Genomic DNA, 19,667 nt, shown 5'->3' with positions numbered 1-19,667 from the left:
GGATCCACCTAGAACTCCTCCGCTTCACGGCGATCGGCCGTCGGCTCCGCAGCCGGCGGCCGTTCGCGTAGCCGGGGTACCACGGCGCGGGTCGCCGGCTCGACGAACCGCGCCGCCACGGGGCCGAGCACCGCCGTGATGAGCACGTACGCCGAAGCGAGGGCTGCGAGCTCGGCGTCCACGTGACCCGAGGTGACGGCGAGTCCGGCGATGACGATGGAGAACTCACCGCGGGCGATGAGGGCGGCGCCCGCGCGAGCGCGGCCCATGGTGGCGATGCCGTGCTGTCGCGCCGCCCACCAGCCGGTGGCGACCTTCGTCAGCGCCGTGACGACGGCGAGCAGCGCCGCCCACCCCAGTACCGGAGGAATGGCGGTCGGATCGGTGTTGAGGCCGAAGAACACGAAGAAGATCGCCGCGAAGAGATCCCGCAGCGGCTCGAGGACGCGGGCCGCGTTGTGGGCGGTCGAGCCGGAGATCGCGATGCCGAGCAGAAACGCGCCGACCGCCGCCGAGACCTGCATCGCCGAGCTGACACCGGCGACCAGCAGCGCGGCGCCGAGAAGCTTGAGCAGCAGCGTCTCGCTGTCCGGGCTGTCGAGCACCGCGGAGACGTAACGCCCGTATCGCAGCACCAGCACGAGCACGACCGTGACCAGCCCCAGCGCGATCGCGACGGCCTCGAGCCCACCGATCAGGCTGACCCCTGCGAGCACCGCGGTCAGGATCGGCAGGTACACCGCCATCGCGAGGTCCTCGAAGACGAGGATCGACAGCACCACGGGAGTCTCCCGGTTACCCAGGCGACCGAGGTCGGTCAGGGTCTTGGCGATGATGCCCGAGGACGAGATGTAGGTGATGCCACCGAGGACGAACGCCCCCGTCGCGCCCCACCCGAGCAGCAGCGCGATCACCACTCCCGGCGCGGCGTTGAGTACGAGATCGAGCAGGCCTGCCGCGCGGGACCGTTTGAGCCCGGTGACGAGTTCGGAGGCCGTGTACTCCAGGCCGAGGAGCAGCAGCAGCAGGACCACGCCGATCTCACTGGCAACGTGACTGAACTCGCTGATGTCACCCAGCTGGATGAACCCACCGGTGCCGAACGCGAGACCGCCGAGGAGGTAGAACGGGATCGGCGACATGGCGAAGCGCGCGGCGAGGCGTCCGAGCACGCCGAGGGCGAAGAACACCGCCCCCAGTTCGATCAGGGCGAGCGTGGTCGAATTCATCGGTCAGCCGTTGCGCAGGATCCTGGCCGCGGCGTCCAGGCCGTCGGCCGTGCCGACGGCGACGAGGATGTCTCCCCCGGTGAGTACGAAGTCCGGCCCCGGCGAGGGCGTCACCTGCCCGGCGCGCATCACCGCGACGACGGACACACCCGTGCGGGTACGCATCGCCGTGTCCCCGAGCACTGCCCCGTCGAAACGGGAGCTGTCGTGGATGTGCAGCTGCCGGGTGATGATCCCGGGCAGTTCCCGGTGGTCCTCCTGGAGCTGGGCGACGAGTTGCGGCGCGCCGAGCAGGTTGCTCAGGGTGGCGGCCTCCTCGACGGTCAGCGGCAGGGAGGCCGCACAGGCATCGGGATCGTCCGCCTTCGAGACGATGAGGTCCGAATGGCCGTCCCGATGCGTGATGACCCCGATCCGCCGACCCGACGCCAGCTCGAAGTCCTTGCGCACGCCGATTCCGGGAAGCGGCGTCACTTCGACGTTCATGCCGCCAGAGTAGGACTCACAGTCCACCCGGGTGACGGCGCACCCTCAGGGATCCCCGAAAAGTCCGTTTCCCCCGGGGCGATAGTCCACCACCGCGGTGACCGCAGCGACCGGCAGCGGGCCGTAGAGGTGCGGAAACGTCATCCCCTCCGGATCGTCCGGGAGGCCCGGCTCCCATCGCACTTCGTCCGCGAGCCGCGCCGGGTCGAGATGCAGCAGCACCAGGTCCGTGCGGCCGGCGAACAACCGGTTCGCCGGCAGGTGCACCTGTTCCGGGGTCGACAGGTGCACGAACCCGTGCGTGGCGAGCGAGTCGGGGGCAAGCTCTCCTTGGCGCTGCGCCCGCTCCCAGTCGGCTCGCGCGCAGATGTGTACCAGCCGATTCGTCACCGCAGCCTCTCCCGGTGGCCGTTCCGGGCCCGCGACACCGCCGAGGGCTCTGCGCTGTGAGCGAACACCCGCAGCCCCGAAACCGCACGTCGTGGGCGTTCGGGGGGGTCGGGGGTGAAACTCGACACGATTTTCGGAGGATTGGAACAACGCGTGAACGGGAATCGTCTGACACAGTAGTTCCACCGCGCCGGCCCGGTGCGGCGGACCAGACCCCAGGCAACCGACGACAGTGGTGGCCAGTTTGGAGGAGTCATGCCCGGAACGTTGACCAGCCCGAAGTTGACCGCCGCAGACCGCTGCGATCGGTGCAGTGCAGCCGCTCGCGTCCGTGCCGTCCTTGCCACCGGTGGCGAGCTGCTCTTCTGCGGCCACCACGCCAAGGAGCACACCGACCGGCTGCGTGAACTCGGCGCCACGATCGAGTCCGACGCCGAAGCCGCCATCTGATCCACCGTTCCGGAGCCGGACGACTCCGAGACCCGAGCCGAAACGGGCGACCACCGCGGGTGGTCGCCCGTTTCGCCGTTTCGGGGGTGCGTCGGCAGTGGGTTCACCACTGGCGCAGCAGCGCGATGCGGTCGCCGAGTTGCTCGGCCGTGGCGATCGCGGTCGGCGGACCCCCGCACTGCCGTCGCAACTCCCCGTGGATGACCCCGTGCGGCTTACCGGTCCGGTGGTGGTGCATCGCGACGAGCGAGTTCAGTTCCTTGCGCAGCCGGGCCAGCGAGTCGGCGGTCGCCACCCGCTCGGCCACCTGCGGCGGCGGAGCGGGTGCGGGGACCGGCGTCGGCTTGTCCAGCTGCTCCTGCTGCCGGCGACGCAGCAGCGCCCGCATCTGTTCGGCGTCGAGCAGCCCGGGCAGACCCAGGTAGTCGGCCTCTTCCTCGCTGCCGGAGAACGTCGCCGTGCCGAACGAGGAGCCGTCGTAGATCACCTGGTCGAGTTCGGCCTCCGCGCCGAGCGCGGTGAACGCCTTCTCCTCCTCGCCCGGTTCGTCCTTGGTCCGGTTGGCGTCGGCGAGCAGGTCGTCGTCGAAGCCCTCCTTCACGCGGTGCGGCTTACCGAGCACGTGGTCCCGCTGCGCCTCGAGCTGGCTGGCCAGGTCGAGAAGCACCGGCACGGACGGCAGGAACACGCTCGCGGTCTCGCCCTTGCGTCGCGACCGCACGAAACGGCCGATGGCCTGGGCGAAGAACAGCGGCGTCGAGGCGCTGGTGGCGTACACGCCCACCGCGAGCCGAGGGACGTCGACGCCTTCGGACACCATGCGCACCGCCACCATCCAGCGCTGCGTGCTCGCGTCGAACTCCGAGATGCGCCGCGACGCGGTCGGGTCGTCGGACAGGACGAGGGCGGGCGTCTCACCGGTGAGCTGCTCGAGGATCTTGGCGTACGCGCGGGCCACCGTCTGGTCGCTGGCGATGACCAGTCCGCCCGCATCGGGCATCCCGCCCTGGCGCAGTTGCTCGAGCCGCGTGTTGGCGGCGGTGAGGACGGCCGGGATCCAGTCGCCGGCCGGATCGAGAGCGGTCCGCCACGCGCGTGCGGTCTGCTCGGCGCTGAGCGGCTCACCGAGTCGTGCCGAGTACTCCTCCCCCGCGTTGTTGCGCCATCGGGCTTCGCCGGAGTAGGCGAGGAAGACCACCGGACGCACGACACCGTCCGCGAGGGCGTCGGCGTAGCCGTACGCATGGTCGGCCCTGGACTGCATGAAGCCGTCGGTGTTCGGTTCGTATGTCACGAACGGGATGGCGCTGTCGTCGCTGCGGAACGGGGTACCGGTCAGGGCGAGCCGGCGGGTGGCGTCGCCGAACGCCTCCCGGATTCCCTCACCCCAGCTCTTGGCGTCGCCGCCGTGGTGGATCTCGTCGAGGATCACCAGGGTGCGGCGGGCCTCGGTGCGGACGCGGTGTTTGAACGGGTGCGAGGCCACCTGCGCGTAGGTCACCACGACGCCGTGGAAGTCGCTCGACGTCTGGCCGGTGGAGTTGGTGAAGTTCGAGTCCAGGGCGATGCCGGAGCGCGCGGCCGAAGCGGCCCACTGGTGCTTGAGATGCTCGGTGGGGGCGACGACCGTCACCTGGTCGACGGTGCGGTCGCGCAGCAGTTCGCCCGCGACTCGAAGCGCGAACGTGGTCTTACCGGCGCCGGGGGTCGCGACGGCGAGAAAGTCCCGCGGGCTCGTCGCGAGGTACTTCGTCAGGGCTCGGCGCTGCCAGGCGCGCAGCTGTCCGGCCGGGGCGGAGGGCGCTGTTCCGACGGTCTCGGTGCTCACCGGCTACTCGTGCTCCTTCTCCGGTCGTGCGGGTGGTCTCGCTCTGCGGCCCGCCGTCGGGCGGACGGACACCGCCGTGCGGTCGCCGGACGGACGACGGCCGTCGAGCAGCCTATCCCGGTCCGCCGGCCCCGCCCGCATCCGAGCCGCCGGCCGTGACGCGGGCGACAGGAGACGATCATGTCAGAATTCGCGGTGTCGTCGGCCCGCCGCCGCGCACTGCGGCGTGTCGTCAGGAATGCTGGAAGTACCCATGAGCGACACACCTCCTCCGGCCGGATCGACCGCCGCACCGCGCCCGCGGCGGCGGCCGGTGCATCGCGGGCTGCAGGTGCTCGCCCGGACGGCGGTCAAGGCATGGGACGACTCCATCTTCAGCAAGGCCGCGGCGGCCGCCTTCTGGCAGACGCTGTCGCTGCCCCCGCTGCTGCTGGGGCTGCTGGGCAGTCTCGGCTACGTCGCCGGGTGGTTCGGACCCGATACGGTGGAGATCATCCAGTCCAAGATCGTGACGTTCTCCCGCACCATGTTCAGCGAGAACGTGGTCGACGACATCATCGGGCCCACGGTGCAGGACGTGCTGCTGCGGGGCCGCGCCGACGTGATGTCCCTCGGATTCCTGCTGTCGCTGTGGGCGGGTTCGTCGGCGATCTCCACGTTCGTCGACTCCATCGACGAGGCACACGACCAGCACGACCACCGTCATCCCGTCTGGCAGCGGTTCTTCGCCCTGCTGCTGTACGTGGTGTTCCTCGTCCTGGCGGTGTTCACGCTGCCGCTCGTCGCGCTCGGGCCGACCATGATCGGACGGGCGCTGCCGGAGGCGTGGTACGACGTCGGGTCCCGGTTGCTGGACACCTTCTACTACCCCGGGGTGGGCCTGCTGCTGCTCGTGGGCCTGACGACGCTGTACAAGGTGGCGTTGCCGAGGTCCCTGCCGTGGCATCGCCTGCTGGGTGGTGCGATCCTGGCGGGCACGTTCTTCATGGCATCGAGCGCGGCGCTGCGCTGGTACCTGCGATGGGTCTCCGGGACCGGATACACCTACGGAGCGCTCGCCACCCCGATCGCGTTCCTGCTGTTCACCTTCTTCCTCGGCTTCGCCGTCGTGCTGGGCGCCGAGTTCAACGCGACGGTGCAGGAGTTCTGGCCGGCGCGCGAGACCCGCATCGAACAGATGCGCCGGTGGCTCGCCGAGCGGGCGGCCGCAGCGTCCGCACCGGCCGCGGTGACCGGCCTGACCCGGCGGCTGGGGACGGCACCGATCCCGATCCGGCTACCGGACATCATGCGGCCGGGGCAGCGGGAACCCGAGTCGTGCCCCGTGGACGCGCCGCACCCACGCGCAGCGGAGGGCATCGTCGGCGAACCCGCGCCGGCGGCCCCGGACGAGACGGTCGATCAGTCGCCCTTGCGCAGACCCTCGTAGACCTTCTTGCATTCCGGGCACACCGGTGACCCCGGCTTCGGGGAGCGCGTCACCGGGAAGACTTCGCCGCACAGCGCGACGACATGGGTACCCATGACCGCACTCTCGGCGATCTTGTCCTTCTTGACGTAGTGGAAGAACTTGGGAGTGTCGTCGTCGGTGGTTTCGTCGGTGGTGGTATCCGGCCGTTCCTTGATGTCGGTGCTCACCGTTACATGATGCCGCACCCCGGGTGCGGATGTGTATGTGCATTCCGTGGACGCGAGTGGGACAGTAGAAGGATGTCGAGAACTCCGGGTTTCCATGGGGACTACGACGACGGGTCACCCGAGAAACCGGTTCTGATCACCGAGGCGGCGTCGTCGCTGGAGGAGCAGCACCGAGCGAGGGTCCGCAAGTACCTGACGCTCATGTCCTTCCGCATCCCCGCCATGATCCTCGCTGCGCTCGCGTACGCGGCGTTCGCCAATCCGTGGCTGGCGGTGGGCATCCTCGCTCTGTCGGTCCCCCTTCCCTGGGTGGCGGTGCTCATCGCCAACGATCGCCCACCGCGGTCGAAGGACGAGCCCAGCCGTTGGGACGGCCGCGCCGACGACACCACGGCGCTCGAGGGCCCACAGCCGCGCATCATCGAGGGCTGACCCGGTTCCCCGGCCCGGGGCGCGGCACCAGGGTGCTGCCACAATGCGTGGATGGACCGCGACCTGCTGCTTTCGATCTGTCCCGCGCTGCGCACGGCACTCACTCGCGCACGGTTCGACACCGACACGATGCTCGAGCTGCTCGGTCCCGACGCGCACGCCGCGCTGGGACGCGGCGAACCCGTGCCGGTGCGACGGGCCGCGGCGGGCGGCGGTGATCTCGGCACCCTCGTGCGCCTGTTCCTCGTGTGCGACACGCTTCCCGCCGACGAGGTGGGCGACGCGCTCGCACCACTCGACGTGGCGACGGCGATCGCGTCCGGGCTGCTCGAACGCGACGGCGATGGTGTGCGCGCAGCGCTGGATCTGCGACCGCTCGACGCCGGCACCGGGACGCGCTGGATGCTGTCGGACCTCGACGGGGCGATGCGTCCCCGGCGCGCCCGCGAGGATCATGTGCTCGGCGTCGGACACGCGTCGCTGTCGCTGCTGCAGGCCATGCCCACCGATCCGGTCGGCTCGGTGCTGGACCTGGGCACCGGCTGCGGCGTGCAGGCTGTACGCGCGACCGATTTCGCCGACACTGTCACCGCCACCGACGTCAATGCCCGGGCACTGGTTCTGGCCGCCGCCACGGCCGCGCTCAACGAGGTCGAGATCGAACTGCTCGAGGGGTCGTGGTTCGAGCCGGTGGCCGGCCGTCGCTTCGACCGGATCGTCGCGAACCCGCCGTTCGTGGTGAGTACGGGACGGGTCGAGCACACCTACCGGGACTCGGGCCTGGACCTCGACGGCGCGAGCGAACTGATGATCTCGCGCGCCGCCGAGCACCTGAACCCGGGCGGGACCGCGGCGATGCTGGCTTCGTGGGTGCACCTCGAAGGCGAGGACTGGCGCCGCCGGATCGCGTCCTGGCTGCCCGCCCACGGCGTCGACGCGTGGATCGTGCAGCGCGACGTCGCCGACCCCGCCTTCTACGTGGGCACGTGGCTGCGCGACGGCGACGCCGACCCGCGGGATCCGGCGGTGGCGGCACGCGCCGAGGCCTGGCTCGACCACTTCGCGCGGCACGGGGTCGAGGGCATCGGCTTCGGATTCGTCTACCTGCGGCGCACCGACGCGCCGAGCGACGTCCTCGCCGAGGACCTGCGGCACGGCTTCACGGACCCGCTCGGGGCGGAGGCCGTCGCGTACTTCGACCGGCTGGCCTGGCTGCGTGACCACGACGTCCTGGAGGCGCGGTTCGTCGTCCGGCCCGACACCGCCCTCGAACGGGTGTACCTCCCCGGGGAGGACGGCTGGCGGCAGGTGGTGACGCGCGTGCACCGCGGCGGGGGCCCGAACTGGCAGCACGAGGTGGACGAGCCGGCGGCAGCGCTGCTGGCGGGGATGCGGGCCGACGGCCTGCCGCTGGCGGACCTGGTTGCGCTGCTCGCCGTCGCGCACGGCGAGGACGAACAGGCGCTGACCGAACGGGCGGTGGCTCTGGTACAGGCGCTCGTGCGGCACGGGCTCGTCGAGCCGGTCCGGTAGGGCGTTCCGGGCGGGCCGAAAGTTACCGGCCGGTTCCCCCGGTGGTGTGTTCTCAGCAACTTCTCAGGACCTCCGTGCCGTTTGCGCAGGTCAGAGCAGTTCCGGCAATGGAACCTCGGGAACTTTCCCAGGGGCCTGGCGCGTTGAACGCTTCGAGACACCACCGATGAGGAGGCACGTCATGGCACGCCCCGATACCACCGCCCGCGTCGATTCCGACCTCGACAGCCAGAGCCCGGCCGCAGACCTGGTCCGCGTCTATCTGAACGGGATCGGCCGCACGGCCCTGCTGAGCGCTGCGGACGAGGTGGAACTGGCCAAGCGGATCGAGGCCGGCCTGTACGCCCAGCACCTGCTGGAGACCAAGAAGCGGCTCACCGCAGCGAAGAAGCGCGACCTCGCGATCCTGGTGCGCGACGGACAGGCCGCTCGCAGCCATCTGCTCGAGGCGAACCTGCGTCTGGTCGTGTCCCTGGCCAAGCGTTACACCGGCCGTGGCATGCCGCTGCTGGACCTGATCCAGGAGGGCAACCTCGGACTGATCCGCGCCATGGAGAAGTTCGACTACGCCAAGGGCTTCAAGTTCTCGACCTACGCCACCTGGTGGATCCGTCAGGCCATCACCCGCGGTATGGCCGACCAGAGCCGCACGATCCGGCTCCCCGTCCATCTCGTCGAGCAGGTCAACAAGCTGGCCCGGATCAAGCGGGAACTGCACCAGCAGCTCGGCCGGGAGGCCACCGACGACGAACTGTCCGCGGAGTCCGGCATCCCGGTCGAGAAGATCGGTGACCTGCTGGACCACAGCCGCGACCCGGTGAGCCTGGACATGCCGGTCGGCAACGACGAGGAGGCCCCGCTCGGCGACTTCATCGAGGATGCCGAGGCGACGTCCGCGGAGAACGCGGTGATCGCCGGGCTGTTGCACAGCGACGTGCGCAGCGTCCTGGCCACCCTGGACGAGCGCGAGCAGCAAGTGATCCGTCTGCGTTACGGCCTCGACGACGGCCAGCCGCGCACCCTCGACCAGATCGGCAAGCTCTTCGGCCTCTCCCGTGAGCGAGTCCGCCAGATCGAACGCGAGGTGATGGGCAAGCTCCGCGAGGGCGACCGCGCCGAACGTCTGCGCGCCTACGCCAGCTGACCGGGCAGTCGGCCGGACGATCCCCGAGAACCGGGCTGGGTTCTCGGGGATCTTTGTCTCTGTGGCCGGTCCAGCGCAGCCGGCGGGACCGGCGTGGTCCGTCTGGCAGAGCCGGCCGGACCGCCGTGGTCCGTTCAACGCAGCCGGCGCGGGCCGAGGTCGAGTGGGTGCGGCTCGGGACCGATCCGCAGGTGCGCGTCGGTGAGCTCGGCGCCGGTGGGGGACGCGAGGACCGGTTCGCACGCGATCTCCCGTACCTCCGGTAGGTCGTCGGCAAGGGCGGAGATGCGCTGGACCAGGTCGACGAGTGCCGCCTTGCTGACCGGTTCGGTGTTGCGGTAGCCGGACAGCAGTGGCGCCGCCTTGGGGGCGTCGATCAGCTCGACGGCCTCGTCCTCGGTGACCGGCAGGACCCGGAAGGCGCGGTCGCCGAGCAGGTCGGAGATGACTCCGGCCAGACCGAACGAGATCAGCGACCCGAACGACGGGTCGTCCTGGACCTGCACGACGCATCCGATGCCCTTGGTGGCCATCTTCTGCACGTGCAGCAACGGCTCCCCCGAGACCGCGGCGAGGTCTCGGTACGCGATCCGCACCGCCTCGGGTCCGAGCAGATCCAGCCGCACACCGCTCAGGTCCGGCCGGTGCCGCCAGTGGGCGCCGGTGGCCTTCACCGCGACGGGAAACCCGATCTCCTCCGCGGCGGCGACGGCTTCCTCGGCAGTGGTCACCGCCCGGAACTCCGCGATGTGCACGCCGTAGCACGCGAGCAGGAGTGCGGCCTCGGTGTCCGAGAGCCAGCGCCCCTCCGGCGACGTCGCGAGCCACCCCTCGACGAGGGTGCGGGCCTTCTCTGCGTCGATGCCCGCCGGGCGGACGACCTGGGAGGCGGGACGGCTGCGCCACTTGGCATACCGCCATGCCCGGGCCAGCGCGAGGGCCGCCCGCTCGGGACCCGGATACGAGGGCACCGAACCTCGGGTGGGGTGACCGTCGGGTCCGCGCACCGCGAGGACGTCGGGCAGGCCCTCGGTGGCGAGGAACGTCGTGAGCACCGGCTTGTCGGTGCCGGCAACGGCGTCGCGCAGGGCCTGCGCGTACGGCTCGATCGTCACGGCGACCGGCGGTACGAACACTGCGATCACCGCGTCGACATCGGTGGATTCGAGTGCGTGGGTGACGGCCGCCGCGAACTGCTGTGGGGACGCCGCGGCCCCCAGATCGACGGGTTCGCCGACGTGCAGGCCCTCACTCCGGGCGGCGTCGACGGCGAGCACACCCAGCGCCGTGGAGTTGCCCACCACCGCGACGCGCGGGCCGGCCGGCAGCGGCTGATAGCCGAACAACAGGGCCGAATCGAACAACTGGGAGATCGAACCCACCTGCACGACCCCGGCCTGCTCGAACAGGTCCCGCACGATGGTGTCGTCCATTTCCCCCGTCCGGGCGGCCAGGACGGGGGGCACGGCGTGCCGACCGCTCTTGACGGCGACGATCGGCTTGCTGCGAGCCACGCGCCGGGCGATGCGCGAGAACTTGCGCGGATTGCCGAAGCTCTCGAGGTACAGCAGCACCACCTCGGTGGCCGGATCGGTGTCCCAGTACTGCAGCAGGTCGTTGCCCGACAGGTCGGCGCGGTTGCCGGCGGAGACGAACGAGGACAGGCCGACGCCGGTCTTGGCGGCCTCGTCGAGGATCGCGATGCCCAGCGCGCCGGACTGGCAGAAGAAGCCGACGTTGCCGGCCGCGGGCAGCACGGGCGCGAGGGTGGCGTTGAGACGGACCTCGGGGTCGTTGTTGGCGACACCGAGGGCGTTCGGACCGATCAGCCGCATGCCGTGTGCCCGTGCCGCGTGCGCGAGGCGGCGTTCCGCGGCCCGGCCTTCCGGTCCGGTCTCGCCGAAGCCGGACGACACGACGAGCAGCGCCTTGACGCCCTTGGCGAGGCAGTCGTCGAGCACCGCGTCGATGGCCTCGGCCGGGACCGCCGCGATCGCGAGGTCGATGTCGTCGGGGATGTCGCGGACGGTCGGATAGGCCCGCACGCCGCGCACCGAGCGGTGCTCGGCGTTGACCGGATAGACCGGGCCGGTGAAGCCGCTGCGCAGCATGTTGACCAGGACCGCGTTACCCACCTTGCGACTGTCGGTGGACGCGCCGATGACGGCGGCGCTGCCCGGGCTGAGCAGGTTGCGGACGCTCCGCGCCTCGGCGGCCCGTTCGCGGGCATTGCGTACCGACACCAGCGCCTCGGTGGGGTCGATGGCGAATTCGAGCCGCACCACGCCGCCCTCGAAACTACGGCTGACCTGGTATCCGGCCTCGCGGAACACCGTGACCATGTTGCGGTTCTCGGCGAGTACCTCCGCGACGAAGGTGTGGATGCCGTTCTCGGCGGCGGCGCCTGCCAGGTGCTCGAGCAGGATGGGGCCGAGACCGCGGCCCTGATGCGCGTCGGCGACGGTGAAGGCGACCTCGGCGGACAGGCCGTCGCCCTCGGGCAGTCCCTCGTAGCGGCCGACCGCGATGATCTCCCCGCCGAGCAGGGCCACGAAGGCGACCCGGCGGTGGTGGTCGACCACGGTGAAGTTGAACAGGTCCCGTTTCGACATCGTCGGGTAGGGACCGAAGTAGCGAAGGTAGCGGGTGCGCTCCGAGAGTTTGCTGTGGAAATCCACGAGCAGGTCCGCGTCCTCGGGGACGATGGGCCGCAGGTGCACGGCCTTCCCGTCGGAGGCCAGGACGTCCGCCACCCAGTGCTTGGGGTAGTTCCGCGCGACGGCGAGTGCCCGCTCCCGGGCGGCGTCCTTCTCCGCCTGGGCGCGCGCTGCGGCGTCGGCCTGCGTGCCGGCGGGTGCGTCGCCGTCGGGCGTCTGTCCCGCGGGGCCGTGAGGCGTGCCCTCGGATGCGGTGCTCTCGGATGCTGTGCTCTCGGATGCTGTGCTCTCGGATGCTGTGCTCTCGGATGCTGTGCTCTCGGATTCAGTCACGCGGGTCCTCCGGGTCCAGGCCGAGCAGCGGGAAGCAGGCCCGACGGGTGGCGACGATGGCCGAGTCGACTCGGCTGAGGGCACGATCGAACGAGGCGACGCCGGTCTCGGGGGTGCCGCCGGGACCGTCCCACGGCAGATACGCCACGTCGCCGCCCTCCCCCATCACGGTCGGCAGATCGACCCCCGGTGCCATCGCAGCGACCCGCTCCCGCCATTCGCCGGGAATCGGCGTAGCGGGGTCGATCTCGCGGTCGAGCACGGCGGCGATCAGGTGGGTCCACGATCGCGGTACCACCCGCACCAGCCCGTAGCCACCCCCTCCGACGGCGAGCCACCGACCCTCGCAGTGCCGGTCCGCGAGCTCACGCATCGCCAGGTACGCCGCGCGTTGACCGTCGACGGTCAACGAGAGGTCGGCCAGCGGATCCTCCCGGTGGCTGTCGGCACCGCACTGGCTGATGATGATCTGCGGCCGGAACGCGGCGACCGCCGCGGGGACGACGGCGTGGAACGCGCGCAGCCACAGGGCGTCGACGGTGCCGGGCAGGACCGGCAGGTTGACCGCGGTGCCCTCGGCGGCACCGGTACCGATCTCGCTGGACCAGCCGGTGTTCGGCCACAGCGTCGCGGGGTGCTGGTGGACGGAGACGGTGAGCACCCGGGGATCGCCGAGGAACGCGTGCTGCACTCCGTCGCCGTGGTGGGCGTCGACATCGAGGTAGGCGATCCGGTCGAAGCCGTTGTCGAGGAGCCACGAGATCGCGATGGCGGCGTCGTTGTAGACGCAGAATCCGGCGGCCCAGTCGGCCATCGCGTGGTGCATCCCGCCGCCGATGCTCACCGCCCGCCGGGTGCGGCCGGCCGCGATCTCGCGCGCGGCCGCGAGGGTGCCGCCCGCGAGGACGGCGCTCGCCTCGTGCATGCGCGGGAAGATCGGGTTGTCCTCGGTGCCGAGACCGTGCGGGGCCTCCGGTCCGGCGGTCGAGCCGGGAGGCAGGTTGCCGGCGTGCTTGACGGCCTCGACGTAGGCGGGGGTGTGGATGCGCAGCAGATCGGCGTCGGTCGCGGCCGGCGGGCGCAGGGTCTCCACCCCCTCGAGCAGGCCGAGACCCCGGGACAACGCCATCGTGAGATCGAGCCGGGTGGGGTTCATCGGGTGGGACGGACCCCACCGGTAGTCGAGGTAGTCCGGACTCCACACCACCACTCGGTCGCCGCTCGGATGTGTCGGATCGCCCGTCGCGGCGGAGGTCGTGGTCATGGCCACAAAGCTACTGCGCCGCTCCGGGTGACGCGAGTGCCCGAAGACCTCGGCGTGCCCACCGCCCACCGCGCCGGGCGGGGCCGCTCGGGGTTCACCCGCCGGGGGTTTCGCCCGGTTAGAATCGGCCGCAGACGAAGGGGTGTGAGAGTGAAGGACCTGGTCGATACCACGGAGATGTACCTCCGGACGATCTACGACTTGGAGGAAGAGGGCGTCGTGCCGCTGCGTGCGCGCATCGCCGAACGCCTGGAGCAGAGCGGCCCGACTGTGAGTCAGACCGTCGCCCGGATGGAGCGGGACGGGCTGCTGCGGGTGGCGGGCGACCGGCACCTCGAGCTGACCGAGAAGGGCCGCGATCTGGCGGTGTCGGTCATGCGCAAGCATCGGCTCGCCGAGCGGCTGCTCGTGGACGTGATCGGCCTCGACTGGGAGAACGTGCACGCCGAGGCCTGCCGCTGGGAACACGTGATGAGCGAGGAGGTCGAGCGCCGCCTCGTCGAGGTGCTGCACAACCCCACGACGTCGCCGTACGGCAACCCCATCCCCGGACTGGACCAGCTCGGCCTGGACCGGCCGGTGGCGGCGGACGAGCCGCTGGTCCGGCTCACCGAGATTCCGCCGGGTAAGCCGACCGCCGTGGTCGTGCGACGGCTCGCCGAATACGTGCAGTCCGATCACGAGGTGATCGGCCGGCTGCGGGAGGCGGGGATCGTGCCCGACGCACGCGTTACAGTCGAGACGAAGCCTGGGTCGGTGGTCATCAACGTGCCCGGCCACGACGGCTTCGAACTTTCCGACGAAATGGCCCACGCGGTGCAGGTGAAGCAGGTCTGAGGCAGGCCCGTTCGCCGGCCCTGCGCGGGCCGGCGAAGAAGGGGCGCACAGCGTGAGGCTTCTGGTGACCGGCGGCGCCGGGTATGTGGGCAGCGTCTGCAGCACGGTGCTGCTCGAGCAGGGACACGAGGTGGTGGTCCTCGACGATCTGTCCACCGGCAACGCCGACGCCGTGCCGGCCGGCGCGGAGTTCGTCGAGGGCGACATCGCCACCGCCGCCGCGACGGTGCTCGGCGACGGCGCTCGGCCCCGATTCGACGGTGTGCTGCATTTCGCGGCGCAGTCGCTGGTCGGCGAGTCCGTCGAACAGCCGGACAAGTACTGGCACGGCAACGTCGTCGCGACCCTCGCCCTGCTCGACGCGATCCGGCGATCGGGAACTCCGCGGCTGGTGTTCTCGTCGACGGCGGCGACGTACGGCGAACCGGAGCAGGTCCCGATCACCGAGGACGCCCCCGCCCGCCCCACCAACCCGTACGGCGCCACGAAACTCGCCATCGACCATGCGATCTCGTCCTACACGCGGGCCTACGGGCTGGCCGCGACGAGCCTGCGTTACTTCAACGTCGCGGGTGCGTACCACGGCGCCGGGGAGAACCGCGTGGTCGAGACCCACCTGATTCCGCTCGTGCTGCAGGTGGCCCTCGGCCAGCGCGAGCACATCTCGGTGTTCGGCACCGACTGGCCGACCAAGGACGGTACGGCGGTGCGGGACTACATCCATGTCAAGGACCTCGCCGACGCCCATCTTCTGGCACTGGAGTCCGCCCGTCCCGGCGAACACGCCGTCTACAACCTCGGCAGCGGTGAGGGTTTCACCGTCCGGGAGGTCATCGAGGCGTGTGGCCGGGTGACGGGGCTGCCTATCACGGTCGTCGACGCCGCCCGGCGTGCCGGGGACCCGGCCGTGCTGATCGCCTCGAGCCGCCGCGCCGTCGAGGAACTGGGCTGGAAGCCGCAGCACACGAGCCTCGACGAGATCGTCACCGACGCGTGGGCCTACCTGCAGGGGCTCGGCGACCGGTCGCACGCGGCACGGCGCTGAGCGGCCGAGGTCACGCCGCCGGCTCCGGCGGGGGCATTCGCACCCCGAGCCGCGCGGCGATCTCGTAGCCGGTGTCGGCGAGACCGCGCACGGTGTGCGGCCGCAACCCGGCCTGCAGGGCCTGGTCGAGAAGGTCGGCCAGCCGGTGCCGCGGATTCGATTCGAGTGCGACACCCAAAGCGACCCCGGCGAGCGGCCCGTCGCCACGTACGTATGCGCTGTAGCCGACGAGAGCGGCGGCCTCGGCTCGTTCCGGGTCCGGGAGACGCCGGGTGAGCGCGATCCACAATCGTTCGGCAGTGTCGGACTCGGCACCCGTCGCGAGGGCCATCACCGCGTCCCGCACGGTCGAGTTCGACAGCAGGACTGCGAGTTCGGCGAGTTCGGGGGCGAGCAGTTCGGCGCCGTCGCCGTGCCGGGCGATGTGACTCAGGACGGCCTCGAGTTCCTGACGGTCGGCGCGCTCGCGGCCGCCGGCACGGACGGCGAGTTCGTAGGCGAGGTCGCGGGTGTCGATCGCCTCGTCGATGTGGTCGGCGACCTGCAGCCGTCCGGGCATCGGCACGGGGGCCAGCAGGTCGGCGAGTTCGGCGCGCGACCGTCGGATGGCTCCGCCCTCGAAGACCCGAGCGGCGGCGACGGGTGAGGCCTGCGGGTCCGGCACCGTCCCGTGCACGCCGCCGACGAGCGCGAACCATATCTTGCCACAGGCGACTTCGGAGACGGCGTGGGCGCCGGCGATGCGGATCCCGTGACGATCGAGACGGACGGCGAAGTCGTCGAGCAAGCGGCAGGCTGCGGCGACGGCGGGGGCGTCCGGATGGTCGAGGCGGTCGTCGACGAGGACGACGAGCACGGCGTCGGCGCCCTCCCGGTCGCAGAGCGCACCGAACCGCTCGAAGACGTCACGCATCGCGGCCGGTACCGGATCGTCCTCGCCGGGAGGCAGCATCAGGTCGTGGCGCATGACGGCGCCGACGGCCGCGGACCGGGCGCCGTCGCGTCCGCCACCCACGTCGGACGCGAGACTCAGCACGATCAGCGACCGCGCGGGAAGGAAGCCGAGCATGGCCGGCACGGCGGCGATCAGTTCACCCGGATCGGTGAGTCGCAGCGGGCGGGGCGAGGAAGTCGATGTGGTCATGGCCCGACTGTCCCCGACGGTCCGCGCCCCCGGAGACCGTGCGACCCGGATTCGCCGAATCTGGGGACGAACGCCCCGGTTGTGGACAACTACGGCGGTTGCGGGAGTCCGGACCGCCCGTTGTCGGCGGGCGCTGGTAGCGTGCCGCGCTCGAGCGACTGCACTCAGGCGGCGCGAACACGCTCCACGCTCGCATCGAAGACCCGGGTGAGGCCGCCGGTGTCGGCGGGCCCGGCACCGAAGGACATGTAGGTCACCAGCACCCGCACGTCACCGAGCTGGGCGATGCGGCTGGTCATCGACTGGGTGACCACCTCCCGGCCCTCCCCCGACCGGACGGTCCGGGTGAAGGCGAGGGTCTCGACCCCCGGGGGCGCCGGGGGCGCCGACGGGTCGAGCGTGGTGGTCACGGTGGCGGTGACGCCCCGGCGGGTCGCCGCGACGACGGGGCATTCGACGAGATGCTCGCGGTAGGCGGCCAGCTCGTCGGTGACGGCGACGAGTTCCACCGAGATGGTGGCCCGGCTGTCGTTGTCCGTGCCGACCACCATCGCGGTCCCGTCCGGGCCGAAATTCTGCGGCGGTGGCAGGCAGCCGGGTGGATCCACCTTGGCACCCTCGGGCACGCCCGTGAGATCGGGAGCGGCCTGGGCGACCGCCTGCGGCGGGAGTACCACCGCGTCGTACGGCTCGGGGAACTCCTCGGGGGGCAGCAGCAGTTCGGCGAGGGGGCGGCTCGCGGTCGCGGCGTCGCCCGTGGTGGCCAGCGCGGCCGGCTCGGGCTGGGGTGTCCCGCCGACGGTCGACGAGCACCCGGCGGCGAGCAGCAGCACCGCGCCGAACGCGGTGGCGCCCAGCCGGCGGCCGGGGGCCGGGGGGCGGCGCGGCGGCCGGACGTCGTCTCCTGCGCTGTGGGGTGCCACCGGACCTCCGCTGTCGCGTTCCGCCGGTCACGCCCCGGCGGAAGCTGATCATCAGTTCAACTAGACTCGAACTCCACCATGCCACGCCGGGGACCCGGCGGTATCACGGCGCCCCGGATCGAACGGAGGATGTTCGCATGGACGACCAGTCCCGCATGTACGAGCTCGAGTTCCCTGCGCCCCGGTTGACGTCCGCGGACGGCGAGGGCCCCGTCCTGGTGCACGGCCTCGAAGGGTTCGCCGACGCGGGGCATGCGGTACGGCTCGCCACCACACACCTGCGGGAGAGCCTCGAAAGCGAGCTCGTCGCGTCGTTCGCCGTGGACGAGCTGATCGACTACCGGTCCCGGCGCCCGACCATGACGTTCAAGGCCGATCACTTCTCGGATTACGCCGCCCCGGAACTCAACCTGTACGCCCTGATCGACACCGCCGGTACTCCCTTCCTGCTTCTCGCCGGCGCGGAGCCCGACCTGAAATGGGAGCGGTTCATCACCGCGGTGCGCCTGCTGGCCGAGCAGTTCGGCGTCCGGCGCACGATCGGGATCAGCGCGATCCCGATGGCGATTCCCCACACCCGCCCACTGGGCGTGACCGCGCACTCGACGAACAAGGACCTGATCGCCGATCACCATCGCTGGACGGGCGAACTGCAGGTGCCGGCGGGGGTGTCGTCACTGCTCGAGCTGCGGATGGCGCAGCACGGTCACGAGTCGGTGGGGTTCTCGGTCCACGTGCCGCACTACCTGGCACAGACCGACTATCCGGGTGCCGCCGAGACACTGCTCGAGAACGTCGCCGAAGCCGGGGGCCTCGGGCTGCCCCTGGCCGCGCTCGGCGAAGCCGCCGCGCGCGTGCGCGAGCAGATCGACGAGCACATCGCCCAGAACGAGGAAGTGCAGGCGGTGGTCCGGGGACTCGAGCGGCAGTACGACAGCTATGTCGCCGCGCAGGAGCAGCAGGCTGCCCAGCTGCCGACGGACGAGAATCTGCCGACCGGCGAGGAGATCGGCGCCGAGTTCGAACGTTTCCTCGCCGAGTACGAGGATCGCGGCGGAAACGGGCCGGGTGAGGCGGAACCGCCCGCCTGACCGGGTTCGAATCGCCGCCGGTCCGACCCCTGATCATTACTCTCTCGTTACCTTTGACGTTGTGCAGGTCACATACAGTCAGTACGCTCGGTTCGACGAGTTGAGCGGAAGGGTCGGGCCGGCGACGGTCCGGCGCCTCGGACGACACAGGTCGACGAGGATCCGGCGGTCAGGAGACGCACATGGGTTCATCACGCACACGCACGCTCCGGCCGGTACCGGATGCGGAGACTCGGGTGGTCTTCCGGACCATCCACGGTTACCGCCGCGCGTTCCGGCTCGCCGGCGACGGGCCCGCCCTGCTGCTGATCCACGGGATCGGCGACAACTCCTCGACCTGGCAGGAAGTCATCCCGCACCTGGCCCGTAAGTACACCGTCATCGCCCCGGACCTGCTCGGCCACGGCCGCTCCGACAAGCCCCGCGCCGACTATTCGGTCGCCGCGTACGCCAACGGGGTCCGAGATCTGCTGTCGGTCCTGGGCATCGAGCACGTCACGGTGGTCGGGCATTCCCTCGGCGGCGGCGTCGCGATGCAGTTCGCGTACCAGTTCCCGCAGATGGTCGACCGGCTCATCCTGGTCTCGGCAGGCGGCGTCACCAAGGACGTCCATCCCGCCCTGCGCCTGCTGTCCATGCCGGGCCTGAGCGAGGTCCTCAAGCTGCTCCGGCTGCCGGGCGCGATGCCCGCGGTACGCGTCGCCGGCGGCCTGCTGGGGCAGTTGCACGACACGCCGCTGCGGCCGGGGGTCTTCCTGCACGACACGTCGGATCTGATCCGCGTCCTGAGCGGATTGCCCGATCCCACCGCCTACGAGGCGTTCCTGCGCACACTGCGGGCCGTCGTGGACTGGCGCGGGCAGGTGGTGACGATGCTCGACCGCTGTTACCTGACCGAGAACCTGCCCGTGCAGCTGATCTGGGGAGATCACGACAGCGTGATCCCGGTGAGCCACGGTTACCTGGCGCATTCGGCGATGCCGAATTCCCGGCTCGACGTCTTCCGCGGCGCCGGTCACTTCCCGTTCCGCGACGACCCCATCCGGTTCCTGCGGGTGGTCGAGGAGTTCCTCGACTCGACCGCGCCTCTCGTGTTCGACGAGGAGCGCTGGCGTGAGTTGCTGATCAACGGCGTCAGCGAGAGCCAGATCACCGGCGGCCCGGCCACCCGGCAGGCCGTGCTCGGTGCGATGGGCGCCGACGAGCGCAGCGCCACCTGAGCGCCCCGCCCACCGTGGCGAGC

Annotated in this window: 18 protein-coding genes; 9 read left to right on the top strand and 9 right to left on the bottom strand. The window is 71.0% G+C overall.

The window, feature by feature from the left end; all coding sequences use genetic code 11:
• Nucleotides 1-8: 8 nt before the first annotated feature.
• Genes LZP97_RS06275 through LZP97_RS06265 form a run of 3 tightly spaced genes read right to left on the bottom strand, consistent with a single transcriptional unit; the run spans nt 9 to nt 2,105 of the window.
• Entirely contained in the window at nt 9-1,229 is a 1,221-nt protein-coding gene (locus LZP97_RS06275; RefSeq protein WP_010592596.1) for a cation:proton antiporter, read from the bottom strand.
• 3 nt (nt 1,230-1,232) lie between these two features.
• Complete coding sequence (locus LZP97_RS06270) at nt 1,233-1,715, bottom strand: cation:proton antiporter regulatory subunit (RefSeq protein WP_010592597.1); 483 nt, start codon at nt 1,713-1,715, stop codon at nt 1,233-1,235.
• Nucleotides 1,716-1,760: 45 nt separating this feature from the next.
• On the bottom strand, nt 1,761-2,105 hold the full coding sequence (locus tag LZP97_RS06265; protein WP_010592598.1) for a DUF952 domain-containing protein: 345 nt from the start codon (nt 2,103-2,105) through the stop codon (nt 1,761-1,763).
• Nucleotides 2,106-2,360: 255 nt separating this feature from the next.
• Between LZP97_RS06265 and LZP97_RS06260 the strand changes: the two genes are divergently transcribed.
• Nucleotides 2,361-2,555 (top strand): DUF7455 domain-containing protein, encoded by a 195-nt coding sequence (locus LZP97_RS06260; RefSeq protein ID WP_048772828.1) that lies wholly within the window; start codon nt 2,361-2,363, stop codon nt 2,553-2,555.
• Between the two features lie 103 nt (nt 2,556-2,658).
• Here LZP97_RS06260 and LZP97_RS06255 read toward each other — a convergent pair whose 3' ends face one another.
• Nucleotides 2,659-4,383, bottom strand: coding sequence for a DEAD/DEAH box helicase (locus LZP97_RS06255; RefSeq protein ID WP_010592600.1), 1,725 nt, complete (start codon nt 4,381-4,383; stop codon nt 2,659-2,661).
• Between the two features lie 253 nt (nt 4,384-4,636).
• On the opposite strand from LZP97_RS06255, the gene LZP97_RS06250 reads away from it, so the two are divergent.
• Nucleotides 4,637-5,812 (top strand): YihY/virulence factor BrkB family protein, encoded by a 1,176-nt coding sequence (locus tag LZP97_RS06250; RefSeq protein WP_017682086.1) that lies wholly within the window; start codon nt 4,637-4,639, stop codon nt 5,810-5,812.
• Here the strand turns inward: LZP97_RS06250 and LZP97_RS06245 are convergent.
• Entirely contained in the window at nt 5,785-6,021 is a 237-nt protein-coding gene (locus LZP97_RS06245) for a DUF3039 domain-containing protein (RefSeq protein WP_003935590.1), read from the bottom strand. The genes LZP97_RS06250 and LZP97_RS06245 overlap by 28 nt on opposite strands.
• A gap of 72 nt (nt 6,022-6,093) precedes the next feature.
• Here LZP97_RS06245 and LZP97_RS06240 point away from each other — a divergent pair, with 72 nt between their 5' ends.
• The 3 genes from LZP97_RS06240 to LZP97_RS06230 all read left to right on the top strand — a co-directional run bounded on the left by LZP97_RS06240 (nt 6,094) and on the right by LZP97_RS06230 (nt 9,130).
• Nucleotides 6,094-6,453 (top strand): DUF3099 domain-containing protein, encoded by a 360-nt coding sequence (locus tag LZP97_RS06240; RefSeq protein WP_010592602.1) that lies wholly within the window; start codon nt 6,094-6,096, stop codon nt 6,451-6,453.
• 51 nt (nt 6,454-6,504) lie between these two features.
• Nucleotides 6,505-7,986 carry a DUF7782 domain-containing protein gene (locus tag LZP97_RS06235; RefSeq protein ID WP_017682087.1) on the top strand — a complete coding sequence of 494 codons (1,482 nt, stop codon included), beginning with the start codon at nt 6,505-6,507 and terminating at the stop codon, nt 7,984-7,986.
• A 181-nt stretch (nt 7,987-8,167) separates the two neighbouring features.
• Nucleotides 8,168-9,130 (top strand): sigma-70 family RNA polymerase sigma factor, encoded by a 963-nt coding sequence (locus LZP97_RS06230; protein WP_003935593.1) that lies wholly within the window; start codon nt 8,168-8,170, stop codon nt 9,128-9,130.
• Between the two features lie 134 nt (nt 9,131-9,264).
• Here the strand turns inward: LZP97_RS06230 and LZP97_RS06225 are convergent, their stop codons facing one another.
• The gene (locus tag LZP97_RS06225; protein ID WP_234575052.1) at nt 9,265-11,883 is read right to left on the bottom strand and encodes a bifunctional acetate--CoA ligase family protein/GNAT family N-acetyltransferase; all 2,619 of its coding nucleotides are present in this window, start codon (nt 11,881-11,883) and stop codon (nt 9,265-9,267) included.
• 229 nt (nt 11,884-12,112) lie between these two features.
• Nucleotides 12,113-13,384 carry an acetoin utilization protein AcuC gene (locus LZP97_RS06220; protein ID WP_010592605.1) on the bottom strand — a complete coding sequence of 424 codons (1,272 nt, stop codon included), beginning with the start codon at nt 13,382-13,384 and terminating at the stop codon, nt 12,113-12,115.
• A 150-nt stretch (nt 13,385-13,534) separates the two neighbouring features.
• Here LZP97_RS06220 and LZP97_RS06215 point away from each other — a divergent pair, with 150 nt between their 5' ends.
• Together LZP97_RS06215 and galE are read left to right on the top strand one after the other, a co-directional pair.
• On the top strand, nt 13,535-14,221 hold the full coding sequence (locus LZP97_RS06215; RefSeq protein WP_010592606.1) for a metal-dependent transcriptional regulator: 687 nt from the start codon (nt 13,535-13,537) through the stop codon (nt 14,219-14,221).
• A 52-nt stretch (nt 14,222-14,273) separates the two neighbouring features.
• Nucleotides 14,274-15,266 carry a UDP-glucose 4-epimerase GalE gene (galE, locus tag LZP97_RS06210; protein WP_048772822.1) on the top strand — a complete coding sequence of 331 codons (993 nt, stop codon included), beginning with the start codon at nt 14,274-14,276 and terminating at the stop codon, nt 15,264-15,266.
• 10 nt (nt 15,267-15,276) lie between these two features.
• On the opposite strand, the gene LZP97_RS06205 is transcribed toward galE, so the two are convergent.
• Complete coding sequence (locus LZP97_RS06205) at nt 15,277-16,410, bottom strand: DUF4192 domain-containing protein (RefSeq protein ID WP_048772819.1); 1,134 nt, start codon at nt 16,408-16,410, stop codon at nt 15,277-15,279.
• A 164-nt stretch (nt 16,411-16,574) separates the two neighbouring features.
• Complete coding sequence (locus LZP97_RS06200) at nt 16,575-17,333, bottom strand: hypothetical protein (RefSeq protein WP_010592610.1); 759 nt, start codon at nt 17,331-17,333, stop codon at nt 16,575-16,577.
• Nucleotides 17,334-17,470: 137 nt separating this feature from the next.
• Between LZP97_RS06200 and LZP97_RS06195 the strand changes: the two genes are divergently transcribed.
• A complete protein-coding gene (locus tag LZP97_RS06195; protein WP_010592611.1) occupies nt 17,471-18,424 on the top strand; it encodes a proteasome assembly chaperone family protein in 954 nt (317 codons plus the stop codon).
• Nucleotides 18,425-18,606: 182 nt separating this feature from the next.
• The gene (locus tag LZP97_RS06190; protein ID WP_010592612.1) at nt 18,607-19,644 is read left to right on the top strand and encodes an alpha/beta fold hydrolase; all 1,038 of its coding nucleotides are present in this window, start codon (nt 18,607-18,609) and stop codon (nt 19,642-19,644) included.
• The last annotated feature ends 23 nt before the right edge of the window (nt 19,645-19,667 follow it).

The organism is Rhodococcus sp. DMF-1, from assembly GCF_021441945.1.
Taxonomy (GTDB): Bacteria; Actinomycetota; Actinomycetes; order Mycobacteriales; family Mycobacteriaceae; genus Rhodococcus; species Rhodococcus ruber.
Note: the sequence above shows the minus strand (reverse complement) of the source record. Positions and strands in the feature narration are given on the sequence as shown.